Below are 19,389 nucleotides of genomic sequence, written 5' to 3' on the forward strand. Positions count from 1 at the left end.
CCGTGCGGGACACCCTTCTCATCGCCCTGTACGCCTTCGCCGGCGCCGCCGTCACCGGTCTCGCCGGGGCGGGCGTGCTGCGGATGATCCGGCGCCGCTCGCTGACCGCCTCGCTCGCCGTGGTCGCGGCGACCGGGGTCGTCGCCATGCTCGCCGGCACCCTCGCCGTCGCCTGGGCGATGTTCCTCTCCCCGCACGACCTGACGGTGGTGACGACGGTCGTCGCCATGGCGGCCGTGGTCTCCCTGGCGACCGCGCTCCTGCTGGGCCGCTGGGTCGTCGCCCGCAGCCGCGAACTCGCCGTCGCCGCACGCTCCTTCGGCGACGGCGGGGACTACGCCGCCCCCGGCGGCCCGGCCACCGCCGAACTGGAGGCCCTGAGCCGCGAGCTGGCCGCCACCAGCGCCAGACTCGCCGCGTCCCGGGAACGCGAGCGGGCCCTGGAGACCTCCCGGCGTGAACTCGTCGCCTGGATCTCGCACGACCTGCGCACCCCGCTGGCCGGTCTCCGCGCGATGTCGGAGGCCCTGGAGGACGGTGTCGCCGCCGACCCCCAGCGCTATCTCCGCCAGATCCGCACCGAGGTGGAGCGCCTGAACGGCATGGTCGGCGACCTGTTCGAACTCTCCCGCATCCACGCCGGCACACTGCCGCTGAGCCCTTCCCGTATCTCCCTCTACGACCTGGTCGGCGACGCCCTCGCGGGCGCGGACCCGCTCGCCCGCGAGCACGGTGTGCGGCTGGTCGGCGACCGGGTGGAGCCGCTGCCTGTGGAGGTGGACGGCAGGGAGATGAGCCGCGTCCTGGGCAACCTGCTGGTCAACGCGATCCGCCGCACCCCCGCCGACGGTACGGTGGCCATCGCCGCCGAGCGTTCGCCGGAGGGAGTGGTGGTGTCGGTGACCGACGGCTGCGGCGGCATCCCTGAGGAGGACCTGCCCCGGGTCTTCGACACCGGCTGGCGCGGCACCCACGCCCGCACGCCCCCCGCCGGCGCGGGACTGGGTCTCGCCATCGTGCGCGGGATCGTGGAGGCGCACCAGGGCCGGGCCACCGTGCGCAACATCCCCGGGGGCTGCCGCTTCGAGGTGGTGCTGCCCGCTGCCGCTTCCTGAAAGCGGGCAGCACCACCGGTCCACCGGCGGCCCTACGCGCCCCGCATCCCGGCCCGCGCGAACTCCGCCATGCCCTCCTCGAACCCGACCTCCGGCTTGCAGCCCAGCTCCTGCCGCAGCCGGGAGGAGTCGGCGGTGATGTGACGGACGTCCCCGAGCCGGAACTCGCCGGTGACGACGGGCTCCGGCCCGCCGTACGCGGCGGCCAGCGCCCGCGCCATCTCGCCGACGGTGTGCGGCTCGCCGCTGCCCGTGTTGTACGCCGTCAGCGCGCTGTCCGGCACGTCGGCCTCCAGCGCGGCCAGGTTGGCGGCGGCCACATCCCGTACATGTACGAAGTCCCTCCGCTGCCGCCCGTCCTCGAAGACACGCGGCGCCTCGCCCCGGGCGAGTGCCGAGCGGAAGAAGGAGGCCACGCCCGCATACGGGGTGTCGCGGGGCATGCCGGGCCCGTACACGTTGTGGTAGCGCAGAGACACCGCCGACCCACCCGTGCAGCGGGCCCAGGCCGCGGCCAGATGCTCCTGCGCGAGCTTGGTCGTGGCGTACACGTTCCGGGGATCGGCCGGGGCGTCCTCGCCCACCAGGCCGGGGGCCAGGTCCGCCCCGCACGCCGGGCACGCGGGCTCGAACCTGCCCGCTTCGAGGTCGCCGACGGCACGGGGGCCGGGCCGTACGGCCCCGTGCCGCGGGCAGACGTACCGCCCCTCCCCGTACACCACCATCGACCCGGCCAGCACGAGCCGCCGTACCCCCGCGTCCGCCATGGCGGCGAGCAGGACCGCCGTGCCCAGGTCGTTGCGGGAGACGTACTCCGCCGCGTCGGCGACGCCGACGCCGAGCCCGACCATCGCCGCCTGATGGCACACCGCGTCCGCCCCGGCGAGGGCCCGGGCCACGGCGGCGGGGTCGCGCACGTCGGCGCCCGGATCCTCCCGGACGTCGTACACGACCGGCTCGTGTCCCCGCTCCAGCAGCGCTTCGACGACATGGGACCCGATGAACCCGGCACCGCCGGTGACCAGTACTCGCATACGTTCACGCTAGGTCCGGCCGCCCGCCGGAGCGCGTGACCCGCCGCGCACGTCATCACTCCGTAAGACGCCACGGGCGCGTCGGAACGGGACATGTCGCCCTCTGCGCGGGACGCTGCCGGTCATGAACGCATCTCCTTCCCCCTCCTACCGCTTCGACGACCTCACCGCCCTCTACGTCAACTGCACCCTCAAGCCGTCCCCGCAGCTCAGCCACACCCAGGGACTGATCGACAAGAGCCGCGCGATCATGGAGGCGCAGGGGGTGACGACGGACGAGATCAGGGCGGCCGACCACGACATCGCCACCGGCGTCTACCCCGACATGACCGAGCACGGCTTCGCCACCGACGAGTGGCCGTCCCTCTACGAACGGGTGATGGCCGCCGACATCCTGGTGCTGGCCGGCCCGATCTGGCTGGGCGACAACAGCTCGGTGACGAAGAAGGTCGTCGAGCGCCTCTACGCCTGCTCCGCGCTGCTCAACCCCCAGGGCCAGTACGCCTACTACGGCCGTGTCGGCGGCTGCCTGATCACCGGCAACGAGGACGGCGTCAAGCACTGCGCCATGAACCTCCTCTACAGCCTCCAGCACCTCGGCTACACCATTCCGCCCCAGGCGGACGCCGGCTGGATCGGCGTGGCCGGCCCCGGGCCGTCGTATCTCGACCCGGACTCGGGCGGCCCGGAGAACGACTTCACCAACCGCAACACCTCCTTCATGACCTGGAACCTGATGCACATCGCGGCCCTGCTCAAGCGCGCCGGAGGCGTCCCCGCCCACGGCAACCAGCGCTCGGAATGGGACGCGGGCTGCCGGCCGGGAGCCGACAACCCCGAGCACCGCTGAGGCTCGGCGTCGGCCCTTGTGTTCTTGCCGGCGGTGGTCCCTTTTTCTGGTGGGTGCCGGGTCACCACCGGGTGACGAGCGGTGTGTCCGGTTCGCGCTGCTGCCAGGTTTCGGTGATGTGCACGAGGCGGCCGGGGGCGGCGATGCCGCGCACGGTGGTGATCCTGGTGTCGGTGAGGTCGAACGTCACGGCGCCGACGACCCGGCCTTCGAGCACGAAGAGGATGGCGGGTGCGCGGTTGACGAGCGCGTAGTGGATGGAGGGTGTGCCGCCGGCCAGTCGGCGTTTCGCGGGGGTGGGCTTGAAACCGGCACGTGCGACGGCGGCGATGCGCTCCGCGGTGTCGTACCGCAGCAGCTTCTCGGTCAGGCCGGCGCCGTCGGAGATCGCGGTCGCGTCGTCGGTGAGCAGTGCCACCAGCCGTTCGGTGCGGCCGGAGGCGGCGGCGGTGAGGAACTCCTCGACGATCCTGCGGGCGGACGCCGGGTCGACCTCGCCGTCGCGACGGCGGGCGGTGGTGATGCGGCGCCTCGCCCGGTGGAGGTGCTGCTGGCTCGCGGACTCGGTGATGTCGAGGATCTCGGCGATCTCGGCGTGGCTGTGGGAGAACGCCTCACGCAGGACGTAGACGGCACGCTCGAAGGGCGACAGCCGTTCCATGAGGGTCAGTACGGCCAGGGAGACCGACTCGCGCTGCTCGGCGGTGTCGGCGGGGCCGAGCATCGGGTCGCCGTCGAGGAGCGGTTCGGGCAGCCAGGCGCCGACGGCGCGTTCGCGGCGGGCCTGCGCCGAACGGAGCCGGTCCAGGCACAGGTTGGTGACGACCTTGGTCAGCCACGCCTCCGGCACCCTGATCCGCTCCCGGTCGGCGGCCTGCCAGTGCAGGAACGCATCCTGCACGGTGTCCTCGGCGTCGACGGCGGAGCCCAGCAGCCGGTACGCCAGCGAGGCCAGCCGGCTGCGGCCGGCCTCGAACCGGTCGGTGTCGAAGCGATCGGCGGTGCTGTCCATGCGGATCACCTTAGGCGGCGACACGGCCCGCCGTCTCGGGAGATGCTTCCGGTGCGGTGGCCAGCCGGTGCTTGCGCCTGGGCAGGCCGAAGGTCGGGTGCGAGTTGGCCCACAGCGACATCCAGAGGATGCCCGCCTTGATCCGCGCGGCCTTCCGCCCGCCCATGTACTTCGGCTTCGCCCGCCCTTCGTGATCGACCAGCTGCAGGATCGCGTCGTGGCGCCCGAGGCTGATGTGGTTGCCCAGGTACTCCATCTTGGTGTGCGCGATCTTTCGGCCGGTCAGGCGTCCCACGATCGCCGCCGTGGCCTGCATGCCGGTGTATCCGGCCGAGGCGCAGGACATCGGCAGCGGCAGGCCGTTGTCGCCGACGGCGTGGGCGGCGTCGCCGGCGGCGTAGACGTCCGGGTGCGACACGGACTGCATGGTGCGGTCGACGACGATCCGGCCGTCGTCCGTGACCTCCAGCCCTCCGGCGGCCGCGAGGGGGCCGACCGCGAACCCGGCCGTCCACACGGTCGCGTCGGAGGCCAGGACGGTACCGTCGGCGCACAGCACCCGCGCAGCCTCGACCGCGTCGACGCATGTGTTCTCGCGGACGGTGACGCCCAGCCGGTCGCAGGCCCGGCGCAGATGGGCGCGGGCCCCGGCGGACAGCCGGGCGCCCAGCTCGCCGCGGGCGATCAGGGTCACCAGGAGGCCGGGCCGGGACTCGGCGATCTCGGTGGCGGTCTCGACACCGGTCAGCCCGTCGCCGACGACCAGCACGTTCCCGCCCTCGCCGCGCTTGTCCAGGCCGTCCAGGCGCTCGCGCAGGCGCAGCGCCGCCGGCCGGCCGGTGACGTCGAAGGCGTGTTCGGCGACGCCGGGAACCCCGTGGTCGGCGGCATGGCTGCCGAGCGCGTAGACAAGCGTGTCGTAGCCGAGTTCGTCGCCGCCCTCTGCGTCGGCCACGGCGACGACCCGGCGCTCGGGGTCGAGGGCGGTGGCACGGGCCGGGCGCAGCCGGATCCCCGTACCGGCGAAGACGTCGGCGAGCTTCTGGACCTCGATCTCCTGGCCGGCCGCGAGCTGGTGCAGTCGCAGCCGCTCGACGAAATCCGGCTCCGCGTTGACCACGGTGATCTCGGTGTCCGCCGGGGACAACCTGCGGGCCAGGTTCCCGGCCACGTAGGCCCCGGCATAGCCGGCGCCGAGAACGACGATGCGGTGCTTCATGTGATGCTCCTGTCGGTTCACCTGCTTCTGGTGGCTTGAGCGGGACAGCGCCCCGATTGCTGACAGGATCCATCTGTGATGTGGGTCACAGGGTGAGATGCGGTCTCACGGCTCTCGTGGCGCAGACGCTCCGCCCACCGGGCCGGGATGCGGGTGAGGTGCCTGCGGCGGTCTCCGACAGTCTGCTCACCGGTCGCCGCAAGCAGCCGTCGGCCCGGACGACGTGGTGGCTGCCGCTGTCCCGGCAGGCAGGGAAGAACGGCCCGGGCACGGCCGGGGTCCGTCCTCGCCCACGCTCCCGCTCATGAGTCCTGGTAGACGTGCGAACCATGTCTGCGAGGGCGGCGCGGTTGTCTTTGCCGGGTGCGGAGCAGGGGAAGGCCAGGGCGTGCACGGCGCCGTCCAGGCGGTTGTCGGGCAGGAGGGCAAGTGCGGTGCCTCGCTGTGCGCCGGACATGAGCGGGGCTTCCTGTTGGCGTCCTCGATGAAGTCCGCGAATCGATGGGCGGCTGCCGTGGGCACCAGAGGTCCGGTGGAATCCATGGAACGCTCGAAGAAGGGCTCTTCCTCACCGCCGTTCGACCACCAGGCCGGCGCCTGGCTGAAACCTTGCGACCTGTCCGAGTCGCCGGGCCCCGTGAGACGGACGTAACGGTTCAGGAGTTCCCGGGCCTCCGCGTCAGGGACGACGCCGACCACCCATGCCCCTGTCGAGCTCACCGTCACCCCTGCCGGCCTGTGCGGCAACTCTGTCCATCCGGCTGACCGGCATCACAAGGCCCGCGACAGGAGCCGCACTTCCCCGCCGGTGTCGCCAGGAGATTTCCCCCGGCCCGGTGGTCTCAGACTTCGTCGAACGGTTCGTCGCTCCACCTGAACCAAGCACGTCCCTCATCGATGTGCAGGAGGAATTCCGCAACCGGACCTGACGGAGCCAGCAGCGACAGGGCGTCTGCGATCCGGTCGTAAGAGTCCTCGAACCGTTCGTACTCCTCCGCTTCCAGACAGGCCAGCGACTCGTCGAACCACGGCTTCACTTCTCCGAACGCCGGCGCCGGAACGAAGCGACCGTTCAGCCAGGGAAAGTCGGCTTCGTCGATCACGATCTCGCCGAGCAGCTCCTCCTGCCGCATCAGCCGCCAGACCTCACCCTCGAAACCCATCCGGCCAGCTCCCCGATCCACGTCCCGGTGTCACCGGCAGCCTCTCACGTGGGACTGACAGGTGCGGGAGCGTCAGCGGCTTGCCGACCGTAGGCGCGTACGTCGTCGCGAACGCCGTCGGCGGCCCCGGGCGACCCGGCACGGCACCACGGGTCTACGGCGCCGACCGGGCTGTGCGCTCGGCTCCCTCCAGCCAGCCGGTGTACCAGCGGGCGAACCTCACCGGCGTATTGTCGTCGTCGAGGAGCGGTGCGAGGTCGACGTCGTCTACCCGGCAGTCGGACCAGATCGTGCCGCGGTGGCTGCCGCTGATGATCAGCCACTCTCTCAGGGCACAGCCCAGATGGGAGATCGCGATGGCGCCAGCGGTGCGCTCCGGGGCAAACATCATGGCCTCCCACCGCTCGTCCCACGCCTCGAAGGCGGTGTCGAAGTCCTCGATGTCGTCGAAGTCCTCTTCCTCGGGGCGCTGGGCAAGGAGGTCGTCGAGCAGCTTCGGGTCCGGCCCCTGACCGGGAAACGGGGTGGCAAGCCTCGACAGGTCGGCCAGGTCCGCGCCGTCGCCTTCCCAACGCCAGCGACCCTGCGTGCGCCGAACCGGGAACAGGCCGTACGCAGGGCCGGCGCCACCCGCGCCGACGTGGAGCAGGAAGGCCCGGTACTCCTCCGGCAGCCGCACGCCTGTCTGGGCCTCGAGTTCGGCGAGCTCGCCCCGGGTGAGCGGCTCCTCCAGGACCCACTTGTGCCCCGATGCGCCGAACACCTTGTCGCTCCCAGGCGCTGAACCCGCCGCCTCGACCCTCTGCCGTACACCGACCCACCACTGATCAGTCATGAGCAGACCGTAAGCGCAGCCACCGACACCCGGGGCGCGGGGTCTGCCGCCGTTCCGACGGGCTCAGGAAAGACCCGACGCCCCAGGCACCCCGATCCCAACCGGGTCCGAGCCCGGCTCGGGCAGCTGCACCCCGCACGTGGGACGCGGAGCAGCCCGTACGGCCGGTACGGCTTGTACGGTCCGATCACATGGTGACTATTTCCTGGCTGCTTTCAGCAGCTGATCGATGGTGCGCTCGGTTGCGAGGTCCATGGTTTTCATTCCGTACGGTTCTTGCTCGGAATCGCTGAGGGTTTCTTCGCCTTCCGGGTCCCGGGAGATGCTCACCAGCATGTATGGATCGGTGTCGCCCTTGGCGAACCCGTCTCCCTCCCTCCATCGCGGGAGCACCCACCATGCGGCCGCGTAGTCAGTGGGGTGTGTCAGGTTGAGCATTTCGCTGCTGCGGTAGATCTTGGAGTGATAGCGGTAGAACTCGTCATCCGGAGCAGCAACCGGTCCGGCACCGGGAGTTCGTTCCGGACGCTCGCGAGGCGTTCGACCGATATCGCGCTCTGCCGGTGCGGCCGAAAGCGATGCGAACTGTGGTGCGCGTTGCTGGAGTTCGTGTTCCACGGCTCGGCGTCCTGCGGCGGTCGCGGTCGGCTGATGGCGGCGATGTTGTGCTGCGCGAGCGCGGTCAGTGCCTGCTGCGCCAGGGTGTCGGCCGGACTGAGCGCCGGTGCTCTGGATGCCGGGCACTGCGTGTGCAGGCCATGGACGTGGTTCCCCTTCGGGGGCTGACGGTTCCTGTCCCGCTGTCGAGGAAAGCCGCTCGTCCCCGGCCACGGTCACGAACGGTCGGCGACGGTGACGGTCTCTCCGTGACTGCCCCGGCGCACCCGGCCGTGCTCCGTGCGGCTACGGAGCGGCAGCCGATTCGGCCTTCTTGATCGCGCGGGCGAGATATGTCGACACGGCCCGGATCTCCGCCTGGGGCATGACCGACTGGACGTAGTCGATGGCGACCCCTTTGGGCAGACCACGGCTCAGTGCTCTGTCCGTGGGCGGCCGGGGAGCGACGAGGAGGCGCTGTGTCGACAGGTCGTCGAGGCCCGATGCGGCGGGATCGACGCCGTTCCTTTCCAGCAGGCTCCGCAGGTTGCTCACGGCGAACTGCTGGGCTTCGCCGCCGGCGACGGGGAGTCGGGCGCTGCCGCCGATCTCACGGAAGAAGCTCTTTCGCACCTGTTCCGGCGCTGTGGACAGGCTTCCGCTTTTCACCTCCATGATCCACAGTGGTGCGGCCTCGCGTTTCCCGTCACGGACGATCCAGAGGGACGCGTCGTACAGCTGTCCCAGCCCGCTGCCACGGGTCTTGGTCGCGTACACCTCGGACTCGACGACCACCACCCGCCAGCCCTTTCCGAGTTTCGTGACCAGCTTCTGGGCGCGGACGCCTGCTTCCGACATCAGATGGCCGACCCAGGGATGGCGCAGTGCCAGGGCTTCACCGAGGACGCCTTGCAGATGAATGGCGAAGTCTTCGATGTCCTTCGGTCTGAGGGAGCCGGCCTTCTTCATGGAGGCCGCCTTCTCGGCGATGCGGCGCCAGACCGGATCGTTGTGGGGAAGGAAGCAGGAGATCCGTTCCATCAGGGCGAACATCTCGGGTGAGGATTCGCTCGCCGCATCGAGGAAGGTCTCGTAGATGCGCAGGCCGTCCTCTTCGGTGGTCGCCGGCACATCCGCTTTCGCCCTGGTCGCTTTCGGTTTCCTGGCTTGAGCGGGCTGATGCTGCGCGCTGTGCCCCCTGGACCTCTGGGCCTGCCTCCGGGTCCGCCGGGCGACTGCGGTGAGTTCGTCGACCTCCCGGTCGAACCAGGTGATGAACTCTTCGACCCCCTCGGCTCTGCCGCTTCGCAGCCTGGGCCTCAGCTCACGCCAGCGTGCTCCCGCAGCCTGGAGTTCGTCCAGCAGGAAGGGCGCTTTCTTGCCCGGGTGTCTCACCACCAGCCTGAACCGGCGGTAGAAGTCGGCCATCACCTCGCCCAGTTGCCCTTCCTCCTTGGCGAGTTGTCCGGCCAGCGCCCGCACGCCCGTCTCCAGCAGGAAGTCGGCCTCCGCTCTGCCGCCCTTGCGGAACAGCCGGACCGGCAGAGCGGTGAGGATGATCTCCTCGACGAGAACCGGATCGAGGTCGTGGACCGCGTCCAGCAGACCGGTCAGCTTTCCCAGCTGCTTCAGGGCGTCGTCGCCCGCCGCACCCCCGCTCATCAGAGCGCCACGCTCAGCAGCCCGCCCGCGACCGCCATGACGAGTCCGACGGACGACGGTTCCACGTCGGACAGACACTGACGCGGGTCGAGATCGGACACGGTCTCGTCGGCGGCATCCATGTAGTCGGACGCGGCTTCGACGATGTCCGCCACGGACAGCCCGAGGTCGAGGGCGATACCCGCGGGCGGGCAGACGACGGTGAGCGCGAGGGTGAGCATGCCGAGACCGGCCGTCCTCGCGATTCCGGTGCGCACCTCGGCCAGGTCCGCGCCCTCGCGGGCGGCGCGCATGCTGTCCAGCAGACGCTCGTACAGATCCCTTTCCTCGGCGGGCAGCCGAGAGACGGCTGCCCGCAGCACCTTCTCGTACTCCCAGACCGAACCCTTCGTCTCCTTGGCGATGAGCGTCTCGGGCAGCGTGTCCTTGCGTACTTCCTTCTCCTCGGCCCGGTCGGCGGGGCGGCTGCGGCGCACGCGCTCGCGCAGATCCTGGCTCGCCCGCCACGATCTGCGGAGCCGGTCGAAGACGGCGCGTTCGAGTTCTGCAGGATTCGAGAGGACCGTCTCGACGTCGAAGCGGTACAGCACGGGCGCGCCAGGGGCCTCACGGAGCAGCGCCTCGGCGAAGTTCTTCCGTGCCCTGAACGCGGCCTCGTCGAGCGCTTTGAGGTGGGACACCGCTGCGTCGTTCAGAATGCCGATCTGCTCCCTGCCGAGCTGCTGTCGCTGTCGTGCGCGCGTTTGCCCGGCCGCCGTGTTCGTCGCCCTCACCTGCTGGGCCAACGGCTTCAGGCGTTCGAGCGCCTCCTTGAGGTTCTTCACGGCTTGCTGCCGGCTCTGCAGCCTCGGTGCGCGCAGCGCATCCAGCGCGGCTGAGGCCGCGGCCCTGTCCTGCCACTGGAAATAGTGGGCCATCTCGTCGATCACCCGTTCACTGCTGCGGCGCAGCATCGAGTCGGCGATCGACGCGGCTTCGGCTTCGAGAAGCCGTGCCATGTGCAGCACGCGCAGGCGTAACTGCGTCGTGGCGTCCGCGAACCCGTTGATCCAGCGCGCGGTGTCGGCGAGGGCTGCCCCGGAGACACGCAGCGCTTCGCGCTTCGCCGGCGTCGCGTTCAGTTCGTGCGTGCGGGCCGTGGGGTGCATCAGAAGGCCGTGCATCTCTTCGAGCTCTCTCCGGACGGCGAGCACCGATGGCCAGCCGTACGCGAGGTACGCCATGGTGACGAAGTCACGGAGCGCCTGTGGGTCACCGATGGGCAGTTCGTACGGACGGTCGTTGACGGTCACCATGGGTCTCACGGGCGGGCGTGGCCGGTCGACGAACTCGCGCGGGCCGATGAAGGGGCCGCGGTCCAGGGCGTCGACGTCCGGGATCGACCTGCTCGGCTTGTCCGCCACGCCCCCCACGACCACGATGAGTTCGTGCGCGTTCTCGGGACCCCGGCGTCTGCACACCACGTCGGGCACATACGTCCCGCCGGGGTACGCCGTCCCCGCGCCCGAACCCTGCGGGTCCGGGCCCGCCGCGGGGCCCCGTCCCGGGTCCGGTGCGCCCATCAGTCGTCGCCCTGCTGGTCGAGGCTCACCCGCAGGCTCGCGGCACCGGTGCCGGGATCGTCGTAGTCCCCGGCCTGGATGCGCGCGGCCCGCCGGTCCGCCTCCAGTTCGGCCACGCGCGCCTCGGCCGCCAGCCGCCGCAGTTCCGTCCGGCGCGAGGTCTCCACGTACTCCTCGCTGGTGGAGCACTGCCCCAGCCGGGTGCTGACGGTCAGCCCCGGAGTCGGGAAGACCAGTTCGTCGGGTGTGTCCGCCGTTCCGGTGAAGGCCGCCGCGAAACTGTCGCGCAGTCCTTCGACGAAGTCCCGCAGCCCACCGGCCGGCTGAGGTGCCAGCGGAACGGCGAGCTCGGCACCGTTCACGGCGATCACACGGGGCTCGAACATGCCGACCTTGAGCGCGCCCTGCGAGGCGACCTCGATGTAACGGCTCTGCCCCGCCGGTGACATGCCCTGGAACAGGGCGAAACTGTAGTGGTCCGGATGCTCGTTGAGGTGGGCCAGCAGGGCTTCCTCACGTTCCCCGGCCGCGGCCAGCTCGTCGAGGGGGAAGGCCATGGCGAGCTTGTCCGCCGTGCTCAGCTTGTCCTGCTGCGCGTTGGCCTTGGCGATGACGACCTCCTTCTCCGCCGCCAGTTCGCCCTCGGCCTGTTTGCCCAGATACGCCTGGTAGGCAAGCTTCAGACGCTCCAGAAGGCCGGCGAGGCCCCCGTCGTCGGCCGTGTAGAGATTTTCCTCGCGCGCCCGGCCCGAGGACCAGTTCCAGTTGAAACGGCCGACCAGATCACCGATCTTCTCCCCGAGCCCGCACTGTTCCTTGTCCCAGTCCGACTTGTCGTTCAGGCCGGACAGAGTGGTTGCCGAACCCTGGGCGGGCACGACGGCCACCAGCAGCTCGGCGTCGGCGGCGCCGGGAGCGGCCGGCACGCGCGCCAGAGCCGACCAGACCGCCGGGAAATACTTGCTGCACAACTGCTGGAACAGCCACTGCTGGGCAGCGCTCCTCTCGTCGGGCGTGATGTCCTGTCCCGGGGGGATCCGCTTGAGCGCCGGATCGCAGCCCTTCGCCGCTCCCTCGGACACACTCGCGAAGGCGGCACGGATGAGCTTGAGCAGATCGATGACGGCCTGTTCCTGCGGGCTGGTCTTCGTGGCCGGGGTGGTCGGCCCCTGGTTCAGGTCGTCGGCCGCCGTGTCGACCTGTTTACCCATCGCCGCCTGATCGGCGATGACCAGCTTCGCCAGTTCGTACGCCCGGGTCGTGCGGCACGCGGCGAACCCGTCCGCGACCGCAGGGTCGAGCAGGGCGCGGTACAGGGTCGACTCGTGGCGGCGCACCAGTTCGCGGTTGAACTGCTTGGTGGCCAGAGGGTTGGGCAGCAGCGCGACCAGGACGAGCCGGTCGGGGCGCGGGACGAGCGTGACCTTGTAGTGGGCCAGTGTTTCGAAGAAGTCGAGGGTGAGGGTACGTGAATAGTTGGTGTTCCTGATCAGCCGCGTGACCCTGCTCTGGCCGCCGGTCTCGACGGCGTCGGTGATACGGGTGGTGCGGAGCGCCCGGATCCGGGCAGCGGACTTCAGGGTCGATTCCTTCATACGCTGCTGGGTGACCCGGGCCACCGACTGGAGCTGGCTGGTGTCGCTGACCTTCCCGCCGGCGGCCACGGTGATCGAACCGTTGCCGGTGCTGTAGGTGGCGTCGACGGATCCTTCCAGCTGCCAGGCGAAGTCGTGGCGCCGGGTCAGCTCGGCGAAGACGTCGTCGGTGTCGCGCTGGGTCTGGACGGACTCGAAGGACTGGTCGACCTCGGTCTGCGAGGACTGGTCGAGCGTCCGTGACCTGCGCTCCCAGCTGGACACCTCGATGGTCGTCTCCTCCTGGGGAGCGAGCGCGACACTGCCGCGCAGCTCGCCCCGGCTGAACCCGGTGAGCTGCCAGATCTGCCGCCAGGGCATGAAGACGGCGACGGGCAGTCCGAGCGGCACCACGGCACCCGACTCGCCGGCGCTCCGGACGCCCGGCGACGGCAGGGCCGCCGTCGTACGGTTCTCGATCCGGCGCACGGGTGCCACGCCGGCCGTGAGGCTGACGCGCTCGGTGAGAGCGCGGGCCGCCAGCCGGTGGCCGTCGCGCAGCGCCTGCTCCTCGCGGTTGCCGTCGATGAGGGTGATCTGGTCCCCGCCGAGGTTGACCGTGGTCGTCCCGTCCATCCGCAGGGCACTGACCTGCGAGCGGTTCAAGGCGACGGAGACAGGCCGCCCGTCCGAGCCGGGGACCAGCGGCTGAGACAGGAATCCCGCCAGATCCCGGACGACCACCTCGGCCGCGGTGGCCCGCCGTCCCTCGCCCGGCGGTTCCAGCCGGACCAGCCTGGGTGATCGCTCGGATGTCCAGGCCACGACGGGCCGTCCGTCGAGGAGAGCCCGGGTGACCTCCTCCGCGACCGCCAGCGGGCGTTCGATCTCGCCGTCCACGATGCTGCCCTCGGCGAGGACCTGGTCGACGGCGTCGTCGTCGAGCCGGATCGTCGGTACCTGGACCACGAGCTTGGTGAGGAAAGGCATGGTGGCCTCGTCCCGCGGGCCGGCCATCACGAGCGTCTCGCGACCCGCCGCGAGCGAGGCGACTGCCTCCTCGTCGAGCTGGAGCACGACCGACCGGTTGCCGTAGGGGACACGGCCCTTGCGGATGACGTCCGCGAGCTCCGCCGAGGCGACCGGGATCTCCAGCGGCGCCCAGGCGGTGGGGCCGCGCGAGTCGACGAGCTGGAAGAGGGAGACGCCGCCGAGGGGGTCTCTCAGCGGGCCCCGGTCCTGCTCGGGAGGGCGGGGGCCGATCTTGACGAGGTCGGCCTTGCGGAACTCCTCCAGCCAGGAGCGGTAGGCGCCGTACTTGCCGCCGGTCGGGTCGACGACCACTCGCTCGGACGACTGTCCGCCACTGTCCCCCTCGGTCTCCGAGTGGACGTGGACGAACTGACCGAAGTCGAAGTGGCGGGTGATCGACAGCATGGGTAAGGAGTCACCGCAGCCGCCGAGCGGGGTCGGAGCGGGTGCGGGTGCAGGCGTCCGGTCGGGAGTCGGGTCGGGACCGGAGTCCTGGACAGGGGGCGGGCCGACCGGAGAGCCGGCGCCGGGTTCGCCCTCCTGCCCAGTGGCGGAGTCCGGATCGCACTCCCCTTCCGGCTCCCCGGCTGCCGCGTCCTGCCGGCGTCCATCCACATCGGCCATGGCGGCCCCCCCACCTAGTCCGTCCAGAGACGGAACAAGGCTAGGAGACGAAGGCACACTCCGGGCCGGAACTCATCATTCTTTGTCATACGTTCGAAATGCGACATATTCGGTCATCGAAGAAAGGCGTCATGCCGCGAGGCCGGCCGTCACGGGTCCCGCGGCACACGCAGCCGCGGCAGGTCCTCGACCGGGGCTTGTTGCGCCGAACATGCCCGGCTGTTCGGCGATCGCAGTCCTGCGTGTCTCCGTCGGGCACTCGGCGTGGTCGCTGACGTGGTCGCCGGTTCGGCGGGCGAGGACTCTGGCACCCTCCCGGTTTCCGGCCCCCTCTCGCACCAGGGCCAGGCGTCCAGGGGCGTGGCGGCGTCGTCGACGAGGAAGGGGCGGGGAAGGCCGAGACCGAGGCGGCGCGCGTCCGTCGACGCCTCCCGCATCGCCTTGGCGGCCGGGCCGGCACGCCGGTGGCGGTTGAGGAGCCCGGGGGCGCCGGCCGGGTCCCGGATCATCCGCCCGGTGGTGCGGGCGCGGGTGAGGGTGTCACCCGGCGGCCGGTCACCGCCTCGGCCGATGCAGTTGCCGTGGCCGGGGCCTGGGTGCCGAAGGTGCCGGGGACGGCCAGGGTGCGGCCGGCCGGCAACTCCCTCACCCGGCTGTACGGATCTTCCTCGACCGGCACCCCGCCCTCTCCGCGACCGCCACCGCGGACACCGTCACGGCAATTGAAGTGCGGCACGGTGGGAGCTGCTGTCACAGTGACCGGTATGGATCTGCCTCCCGACACCGTGCTGGTCTTCGACCGGGACGAAGACCTGAGCGTCTTCGAGTCGTTCACGCACGCCACGAACCACCTCGAGGCGATCGACGTGTCCGAAGGCGAGTACCCGGCGGCGTACTCGCCGGACGGCCGTCTGCTGGAGCTGACTGCCCCCGACGGCTGGAAAGGCCCGGTCGTTGTGGCCAGGACCGACAGGGCCGACCTGGCCGCCCTGGAGCAGAGGGTGGCCCGCTACTGGCAGCGTCACCAAAGAGGCCAGGTGCCGCGGGACCCGCTGCAGACGGCGCGCTTCCTGATCGACAGGGACAACCAGCCCCGCAACGGAAGGCCCGCCCGGCTCGCTCGCCTGCTGAGACGCAATCAGCCCTGAGAGCGCCGAAGGGCGCTGCCGGGCAACGGGCGCGCAGACCGCCCGCCCGCTTCTACCGCCTGGTACCGCGCTGGGCGGCCTGTTCGAGGATGCGCCGACGGGTCCAGCGCCGGCGTCCGCCCTTCTCGCTGAGCGCGTCCGGCGTGGCGAGCAGGGGGAGGTTTCCCTGGGCGAGGCTGGAGGAGAAGGAGTTGACGCTCTTGAACCCCAGCAGCGCCGCGGCCTGGGTGGCTCCCAGCAGTTCGTCGGGGTCGCCGTCGAGAGGGACGTCCGGCAGAGCCGGAGCGCTGCGCGTGGCACCGGTGCGTTTGCCGCGTCCGGGCCGGGTGGCCATCCAGTCGGTCAGGGTCTGCACCCTCCATTGCAGCCGTCGGTAGGGGTTGTCGGCGGTCCCCATCTCCTCGACGACGTCGGGGTCGGGGAAGTAGCCGGGATGGTCGCGGACGTAGGTGGTGACCTGGTTGGCGTTCTTGTAGCCCAGGAACCGCGAGGCTTCGGCGGCGTTGAGGAGTTCCTGCGGGTCGCGGGCGGGCGGTGTGTGGCTGCGCAGGCGGGCCTGGCCTCGGTCGGCGAACCAGGCGGTGACTTCTGCGTGGTTCCACAGGCGGGCCCGGCCGCGCTGCCCGGCGGTCTCCGGGAAGGGGGTGCCTGCGGCGTTGGGGGTGCGGTTGGTGTAGAGGCCGCTGATGCGGGCGGGGGTGAGGCCGTGTTCGGCTGCGATCTCGGCGGCGTCGGCCAGACGGGGCTCATCGCGCGAGGTCATGGCAGGGGTGTCCCTCCAGGTCGGGTGGCGGCCCGGTCCAGCGGCCGCACTTCATATAATGACAGGAGCCGGGGCGGGGGTCCAGCGCATGAACCCGGCCTTCCGGGGGATGGCCGGAAGCGGTCACTCCTCCGGGAGGAGTGACACGCCGCGCCGGGCTGCTGCCTCGGTGATCTCTGTGCAGACCAGGGCCACGAGGGTCGGTTCCCACTCGGCCGGTACGAGCGGCAGAAGCTCTTCGCCGTCGGTTGCGGGTGCGGCGGCCATGCCGAGCAACCGCTGGGTGGAGGTCGTCATCGTCATCAGAATGCCCTCCCGGGCGAGGCGGGCACTGCCGGAATGGCTCGGCCGCATCGCCCACGACGCCGACGACGAGTGCGTCGCCATGGGCGAACGCCATTTCGGTGAAGGCTTTCTCGATGCATGCCCTGACAGGAGGGCTTTCCGGGACCTGCGCCCGGTGATCTGCTCCGCCGTTCAGCCGTTTCTCGCCGACGGCGACGCGAGGGTGCGTGACGCGGCCCTCGCCGCCGCCATTTTCCTCGCCGACCCCGCCCTCGCTGACCCCGCCCTCGCCGAGCACCCCGCCCTCGCCGAGCACCGGAACGAGCCGGCTGACCACGCCCGCCACCCGCTCGGCACCAGCACGGACCGATACGAACGCGCCTGCATGCTGGACGCGCTGAATGCTTGGGGCCACGACACCAGCCCCTTGGGGAACTCGAACGGCATGACGGCCCGAGAACTCCACGCCCGCATGGCCGACCATGATCCATGGTGGGCGAGCAACGGGACAGGCGGCTGCGCCGGAGACCTGCCGTTCTGACACGGAGGCGCACAGCTCTCTGCCCATGAGCCGTCACGGGCATTCCCCCCGAGGAACCGACCGCGCACGTGCGGGCATTGCGAGGGCCCGCACGGCCGGGTGTCCCGGGCGAGTGTCACCGCCCCGTGAGCAGGCCCGGCAGTTCGCGCATGTCGTCGAACACGGTCGTGTCCGGTCCTTGGAGCCGTTCGGCGGGTGTCGGGCCTCCGGCGCAGCTGAAGACCCGCATACCGGCCGCCCGTGCCGCGGCGACGCCGGGCCCGCTGTCCTCGACCACCGCACAGGCCGCCGGGTCGACGCCCATCCGGCGGGCGGCATGGAGGAAGAGATCGGGCGCGGGCTTGCCGCGGGACACCTCGCTCGCGCTGTAGATCCGGCCGGCGAAGAAGTCGTACAGCCCGGTCCGGCCCAGGGTGTGGCGCATCTTCTCGTGTGAACCGCTGGAGGCGACGCAGGTCGGCACGGTGAGGGCGGCGAGCGCCTCGGGAAGTCCGTCCACCGGGTCGAGGCCGAGGTCCACCGCGTCCCGGTGACGCTGGATCAGCCGGCTCCACCAGAGGCCGGCCGTCTCGACGCCGAGCCGCTCGGTGATCTGATCGGTGATCGACTCCTTGGAGCGCCCGATGAAGCGTTCGACCACCTCGTCGGCGCCGAGCGGCCGGCCCAGCTCCGCCCCCAGTGCGATCTGAAGGCGGACGGCGAGGCGTTCGGTGTCGACCAGGACGCCGTCGCAGTCGAAGATCACCAGCTCTGTCGGCTTCGTCGTTCCGGCGACGCGGGCGCCGGGGCGCGAGCGGGTCACGGCCGGTCGCCCGTCAGCGGTGAGAGCGGCCGCTCGAAGAAGGTCTCCAGGACCACCGTCGCCTGCGTTCCGCTGACCCCCTCGATGGCGTAGATCCGGCGCAGCACGTCCTGCAGTTGTTCGGTGGTCGCGGTCCTGACCTTCACCAGCACCGTGGCGCTTCCGGCGATGACGTGCGCCTCCAGGATCTCGGGGAGCGCGGCGAAGTCCTGCGCCGAATCACCCATCCAGGACGTCGAGTCGACCATCACGTAGGCCAGGACGGCGCTGCCCACGGCGGCCGGGTCCACCTCGACGGCGGTACGCCGGATGACGCCGCGTTCGCGCAGCTTCCGGACCCGCTCGTGGGCGGCTCCGGAGGACAGACCGACGGCCTGTCCGAGGGCTGCGTAGGGCTGGGTGGCGTCCTGCTGGAGCCGGGCCAACAGTGCGCGATCGATGTGATCCACAACTCTCCATTCGGAATTTACTGGCCATGACAGTATGTCATATTGCAGCATGCGCTTCAGGCCGATTCTGATTCGGCATGTGATGGGTTTCGTGAGGAGTGGACTCCATGAGCGACGAGCGCCCGGGGCTGTACGAGATGTTCGACGACCGGTTCCGTGCCGGGAGGTGCATGAACGGCGATGACGCGCTGGAGGTCCTGTTCACCGGCTGCCGTTGGGCCGAGGGGCCCGTCTACGTGCCCGCCTGGCGCCAGGTGGTGTGGAGCGACATCCCCAACGACCGGATGCTGAGGTGGGACGAGGAGACCGGCTCGGTCGGTGTCTTCCGCCGCTCCGCCGGGCACACCAACGGCAACACCCTCGATCGCGAGGGCCGGCTGATCACCTGTGAGCAGGGAAACCGCCGGGTGACCCGGACCGAACACGACGGCACCGTGACCGTGCTGGCCGACCGGTGGCAGGGCAAGCGCCTGAACAGCCCGAACGACGCGGCGGTGAAGTCCGACGGTTCGATCTGGTTCTCCGACCCGGACTTCGGCATCACCAGCGATTACGAGGGGTACCGCGCGCAGAGCGAGATCGGCGCCAACAACGTCTACCGCATCGACCCGGCCACGGGTGAGGTGCGGCTGGTCGCGGACTGCTTCGGCGCGCCGAACGGGCTGGTCTTCTCGCCCGACGAGTCGAGGCTGTTCGTCTCCGACACCCGAGCGGGCTTCGTCCGGGTCTTCGACGTGCGCGACGACGGCACCCTTTCCGAGGGGGAGGTCTTCGCCGAGGCAGGGGGCCGCGACAAGGCCCGCTTCGACAACCTCCGCTTCGACGACGGCGGTCGGCTCTGGGCCGCCGCGATGGACGACGGCGTGCACTGCTACGACCCCGACGGCACCCTGATCGGCCGCCTGAACGTCCCCGAGGCGGTCGCCAACATCTCCTGGGGCGGCGCCAAGCGCAACCGCCTCTTCATCGCCGCCGAGACCAGCCTGTACTCGGTGGTCATGGGCGTCACCGGCACACACCCCACCGGACCGGGACGACGCCCCTGGCTGTGACCGGCGCCCCGGCGAACTCTCCGCCGATTCCTCACCGGTCGGTCCGTGACCGAGGGCGGGACGACAGAGG

The 19,389-nt window shown here is 70.8% G+C and carries 18 protein-coding genes; 5 read left to right on the forward strand and 13 right to left on the reverse strand.

Features of this window, described 5'->3' with window-relative positions:
* Positions 1-2 precede the first annotated feature (2 nt).
* Positions 3-1,115, forward strand: coding sequence for a sensor histidine kinase (locus ACIQGV_RS10270; protein ID WP_402492935.1), 1,113 nt, complete (start codon positions 3-5; stop codon positions 1,113-1,115).
* A gap of 32 nt (positions 1,116-1,147) precedes the next feature.
* Here ACIQGV_RS10270 and ACIQGV_RS10275 read toward each other — a convergent pair whose 3' ends face one another.
* Complete coding sequence (locus ACIQGV_RS10275; RefSeq protein ID WP_402492937.1) at positions 1,148-2,149, reverse strand: NAD-dependent epimerase/dehydratase family protein; 1,002 nt, start codon at positions 2,147-2,149, stop codon at positions 1,148-1,150.
* Positions 2,150-2,273: 124 nt separating this feature from the next.
* On the opposite strand from ACIQGV_RS10275, the gene ACIQGV_RS10280 reads away from it, so the two are divergent.
* Positions 2,274-2,999: a flavodoxin family protein gene (locus ACIQGV_RS10280; RefSeq protein ID WP_402492939.1), complete on the forward strand. Its 726-nt coding sequence runs from the start codon at positions 2,274-2,276 to the stop codon at positions 2,997-2,999.
* A 61-nt stretch (positions 3,000-3,060) separates the two neighbouring features.
* Here ACIQGV_RS10280 and ACIQGV_RS10285 read toward each other — a convergent pair whose 3' ends face one another.
* From ACIQGV_RS10285 to ACIQGV_RS10320, 8 genes are all read right to left on the reverse strand, one after another.
* Positions 3,061-4,011: a sigma-70 family RNA polymerase sigma factor gene (locus tag ACIQGV_RS10285; RefSeq protein WP_402492941.1), complete on the reverse strand. Its 951-nt coding sequence runs from the start codon at positions 4,009-4,011 to the stop codon at positions 3,061-3,063.
* Between the two features lie 10 nt (positions 4,012-4,021).
* Complete coding sequence (locus tag ACIQGV_RS10290; RefSeq protein ID WP_402492942.1) at positions 4,022-5,230, reverse strand: NAD(P)/FAD-dependent oxidoreductase; 1,209 nt, start codon at positions 5,228-5,230, stop codon at positions 4,022-4,024.
* Between the two features lie 842 nt (positions 5,231-6,072).
* Positions 6,073-6,393 (reverse strand): hypothetical protein, encoded by a 321-nt coding sequence (locus ACIQGV_RS10295; RefSeq protein ID WP_402492944.1) that lies wholly within the window; start codon positions 6,391-6,393, stop codon positions 6,073-6,075.
* A gap of 154 nt (positions 6,394-6,547) precedes the next feature.
* Complete coding sequence (locus ACIQGV_RS10300; RefSeq protein WP_402492946.1) at positions 6,548-7,228, reverse strand: SMI1/KNR4 family protein; 681 nt, start codon at positions 7,226-7,228, stop codon at positions 6,548-6,550.
* Between the two features lie 198 nt (positions 7,229-7,426).
* Entirely contained in the window at positions 7,427-7,846 is a 420-nt protein-coding gene (locus ACIQGV_RS10305) for a hypothetical protein (protein WP_402492948.1), read from the reverse strand.
* A gap of 285 nt (positions 7,847-8,131) precedes the next feature.
* Entirely contained in the window at positions 8,132-9,487 is a 1,356-nt protein-coding gene (locus ACIQGV_RS10310; RefSeq protein ID WP_402492950.1) for a hypothetical protein, read from the reverse strand.
* Complete coding sequence (locus ACIQGV_RS10315) at positions 9,487-11,049, reverse strand: hypothetical protein (protein ID WP_402492952.1); 1,563 nt, start codon at positions 11,047-11,049, stop codon at positions 9,487-9,489. Before ACIQGV_RS10315 ends, ACIQGV_RS10310 begins: the two co-directional genes overlap by 1 nt.
* A complete protein-coding gene (locus ACIQGV_RS10320) occupies positions 11,049-14,060 on the reverse strand; it encodes a hypothetical protein (RefSeq protein ID WP_402492953.1) in 3,012 nt (1,003 codons plus the stop codon). The genes ACIQGV_RS10315 and ACIQGV_RS10320 overlap by 1 nt, the downstream gene beginning before the upstream one ends.
* A gap of 983 nt (positions 14,061-15,043) precedes the next feature.
* On the opposite strand from ACIQGV_RS10320, the gene ACIQGV_RS10325 reads away from it, so the two are divergent.
* Positions 15,044-15,427, forward strand: coding sequence for a hypothetical protein (locus ACIQGV_RS10325; protein WP_402492955.1), 384 nt, complete (start codon positions 15,044-15,046; stop codon positions 15,425-15,427).
* Positions 15,428-15,479: 52 nt separating this feature from the next.
* Here ACIQGV_RS10325 and ACIQGV_RS10330 read toward each other — a convergent pair whose 3' ends face one another.
* Together ACIQGV_RS10330 and ACIQGV_RS10335 are read right to left on the reverse strand one after the other, a co-directional pair.
* Positions 15,480-16,190, reverse strand: coding sequence for a hypothetical protein (locus tag ACIQGV_RS10330; RefSeq protein WP_402492956.1), 711 nt, complete (start codon positions 16,188-16,190; stop codon positions 15,480-15,482).
* Positions 16,191-16,313: 123 nt separating this feature from the next.
* Positions 16,314-16,487 (reverse strand): hypothetical protein, encoded by a 174-nt coding sequence (locus ACIQGV_RS10335; RefSeq protein WP_402492958.1) that lies wholly within the window; start codon positions 16,485-16,487, stop codon positions 16,314-16,316.
* Here ACIQGV_RS10335 and ACIQGV_RS10340 point away from each other — a divergent pair.
* Complete coding sequence (locus ACIQGV_RS10340) at positions 16,474-17,016, forward strand: hypothetical protein (protein WP_402492959.1); 543 nt, start codon at positions 16,474-16,476, stop codon at positions 17,014-17,016. The two genes, ACIQGV_RS10335 and ACIQGV_RS10340, sit on opposite strands and share 14 nt — an antisense overlap.
* A 115-nt stretch (positions 17,017-17,131) precedes the next feature.
* Here the strand turns inward: ACIQGV_RS10340 and ACIQGV_RS10345 are convergent, their stop codons facing one another.
* Both ACIQGV_RS10345 and ACIQGV_RS10350 read right to left on the reverse strand, forming a co-directional pair.
* Positions 17,132-17,818 (reverse strand): HAD family hydrolase, encoded by a 687-nt coding sequence (locus ACIQGV_RS10345; RefSeq protein WP_402492960.1) that lies wholly within the window; start codon positions 17,816-17,818, stop codon positions 17,132-17,134.
* The gene (locus tag ACIQGV_RS10350) at positions 17,815-18,267 is read right to left on the reverse strand and encodes an Lrp/AsnC family transcriptional regulator (protein WP_402492962.1); all 453 of its coding nucleotides are present in this window, start codon (positions 18,265-18,267) and stop codon (positions 17,815-17,817) included. The genes ACIQGV_RS10345 and ACIQGV_RS10350 overlap by 4 nt, the downstream gene beginning before the upstream one ends.
* Before the next feature lie 107 nt (positions 18,268-18,374).
* Here ACIQGV_RS10350 and ACIQGV_RS10355 point away from each other — a divergent pair, with 107 nt between their 5' ends.
* Positions 18,375-19,319: an SMP-30/gluconolactonase/LRE family protein gene (locus ACIQGV_RS10355; protein WP_402492964.1), complete on the forward strand. Its 945-nt coding sequence runs from the start codon at positions 18,375-18,377 to the stop codon at positions 19,317-19,319.
* Positions 19,320-19,389 lie beyond the last annotated feature (70 nt).

It is taken from the genome of Streptomyces sp. NPDC093094, from assembly GCF_044754345.1.
Classification (GTDB): domain Bacteria; phylum Actinomycetota; class Actinomycetes; order Streptomycetales; family Streptomycetaceae; genus Streptomyces.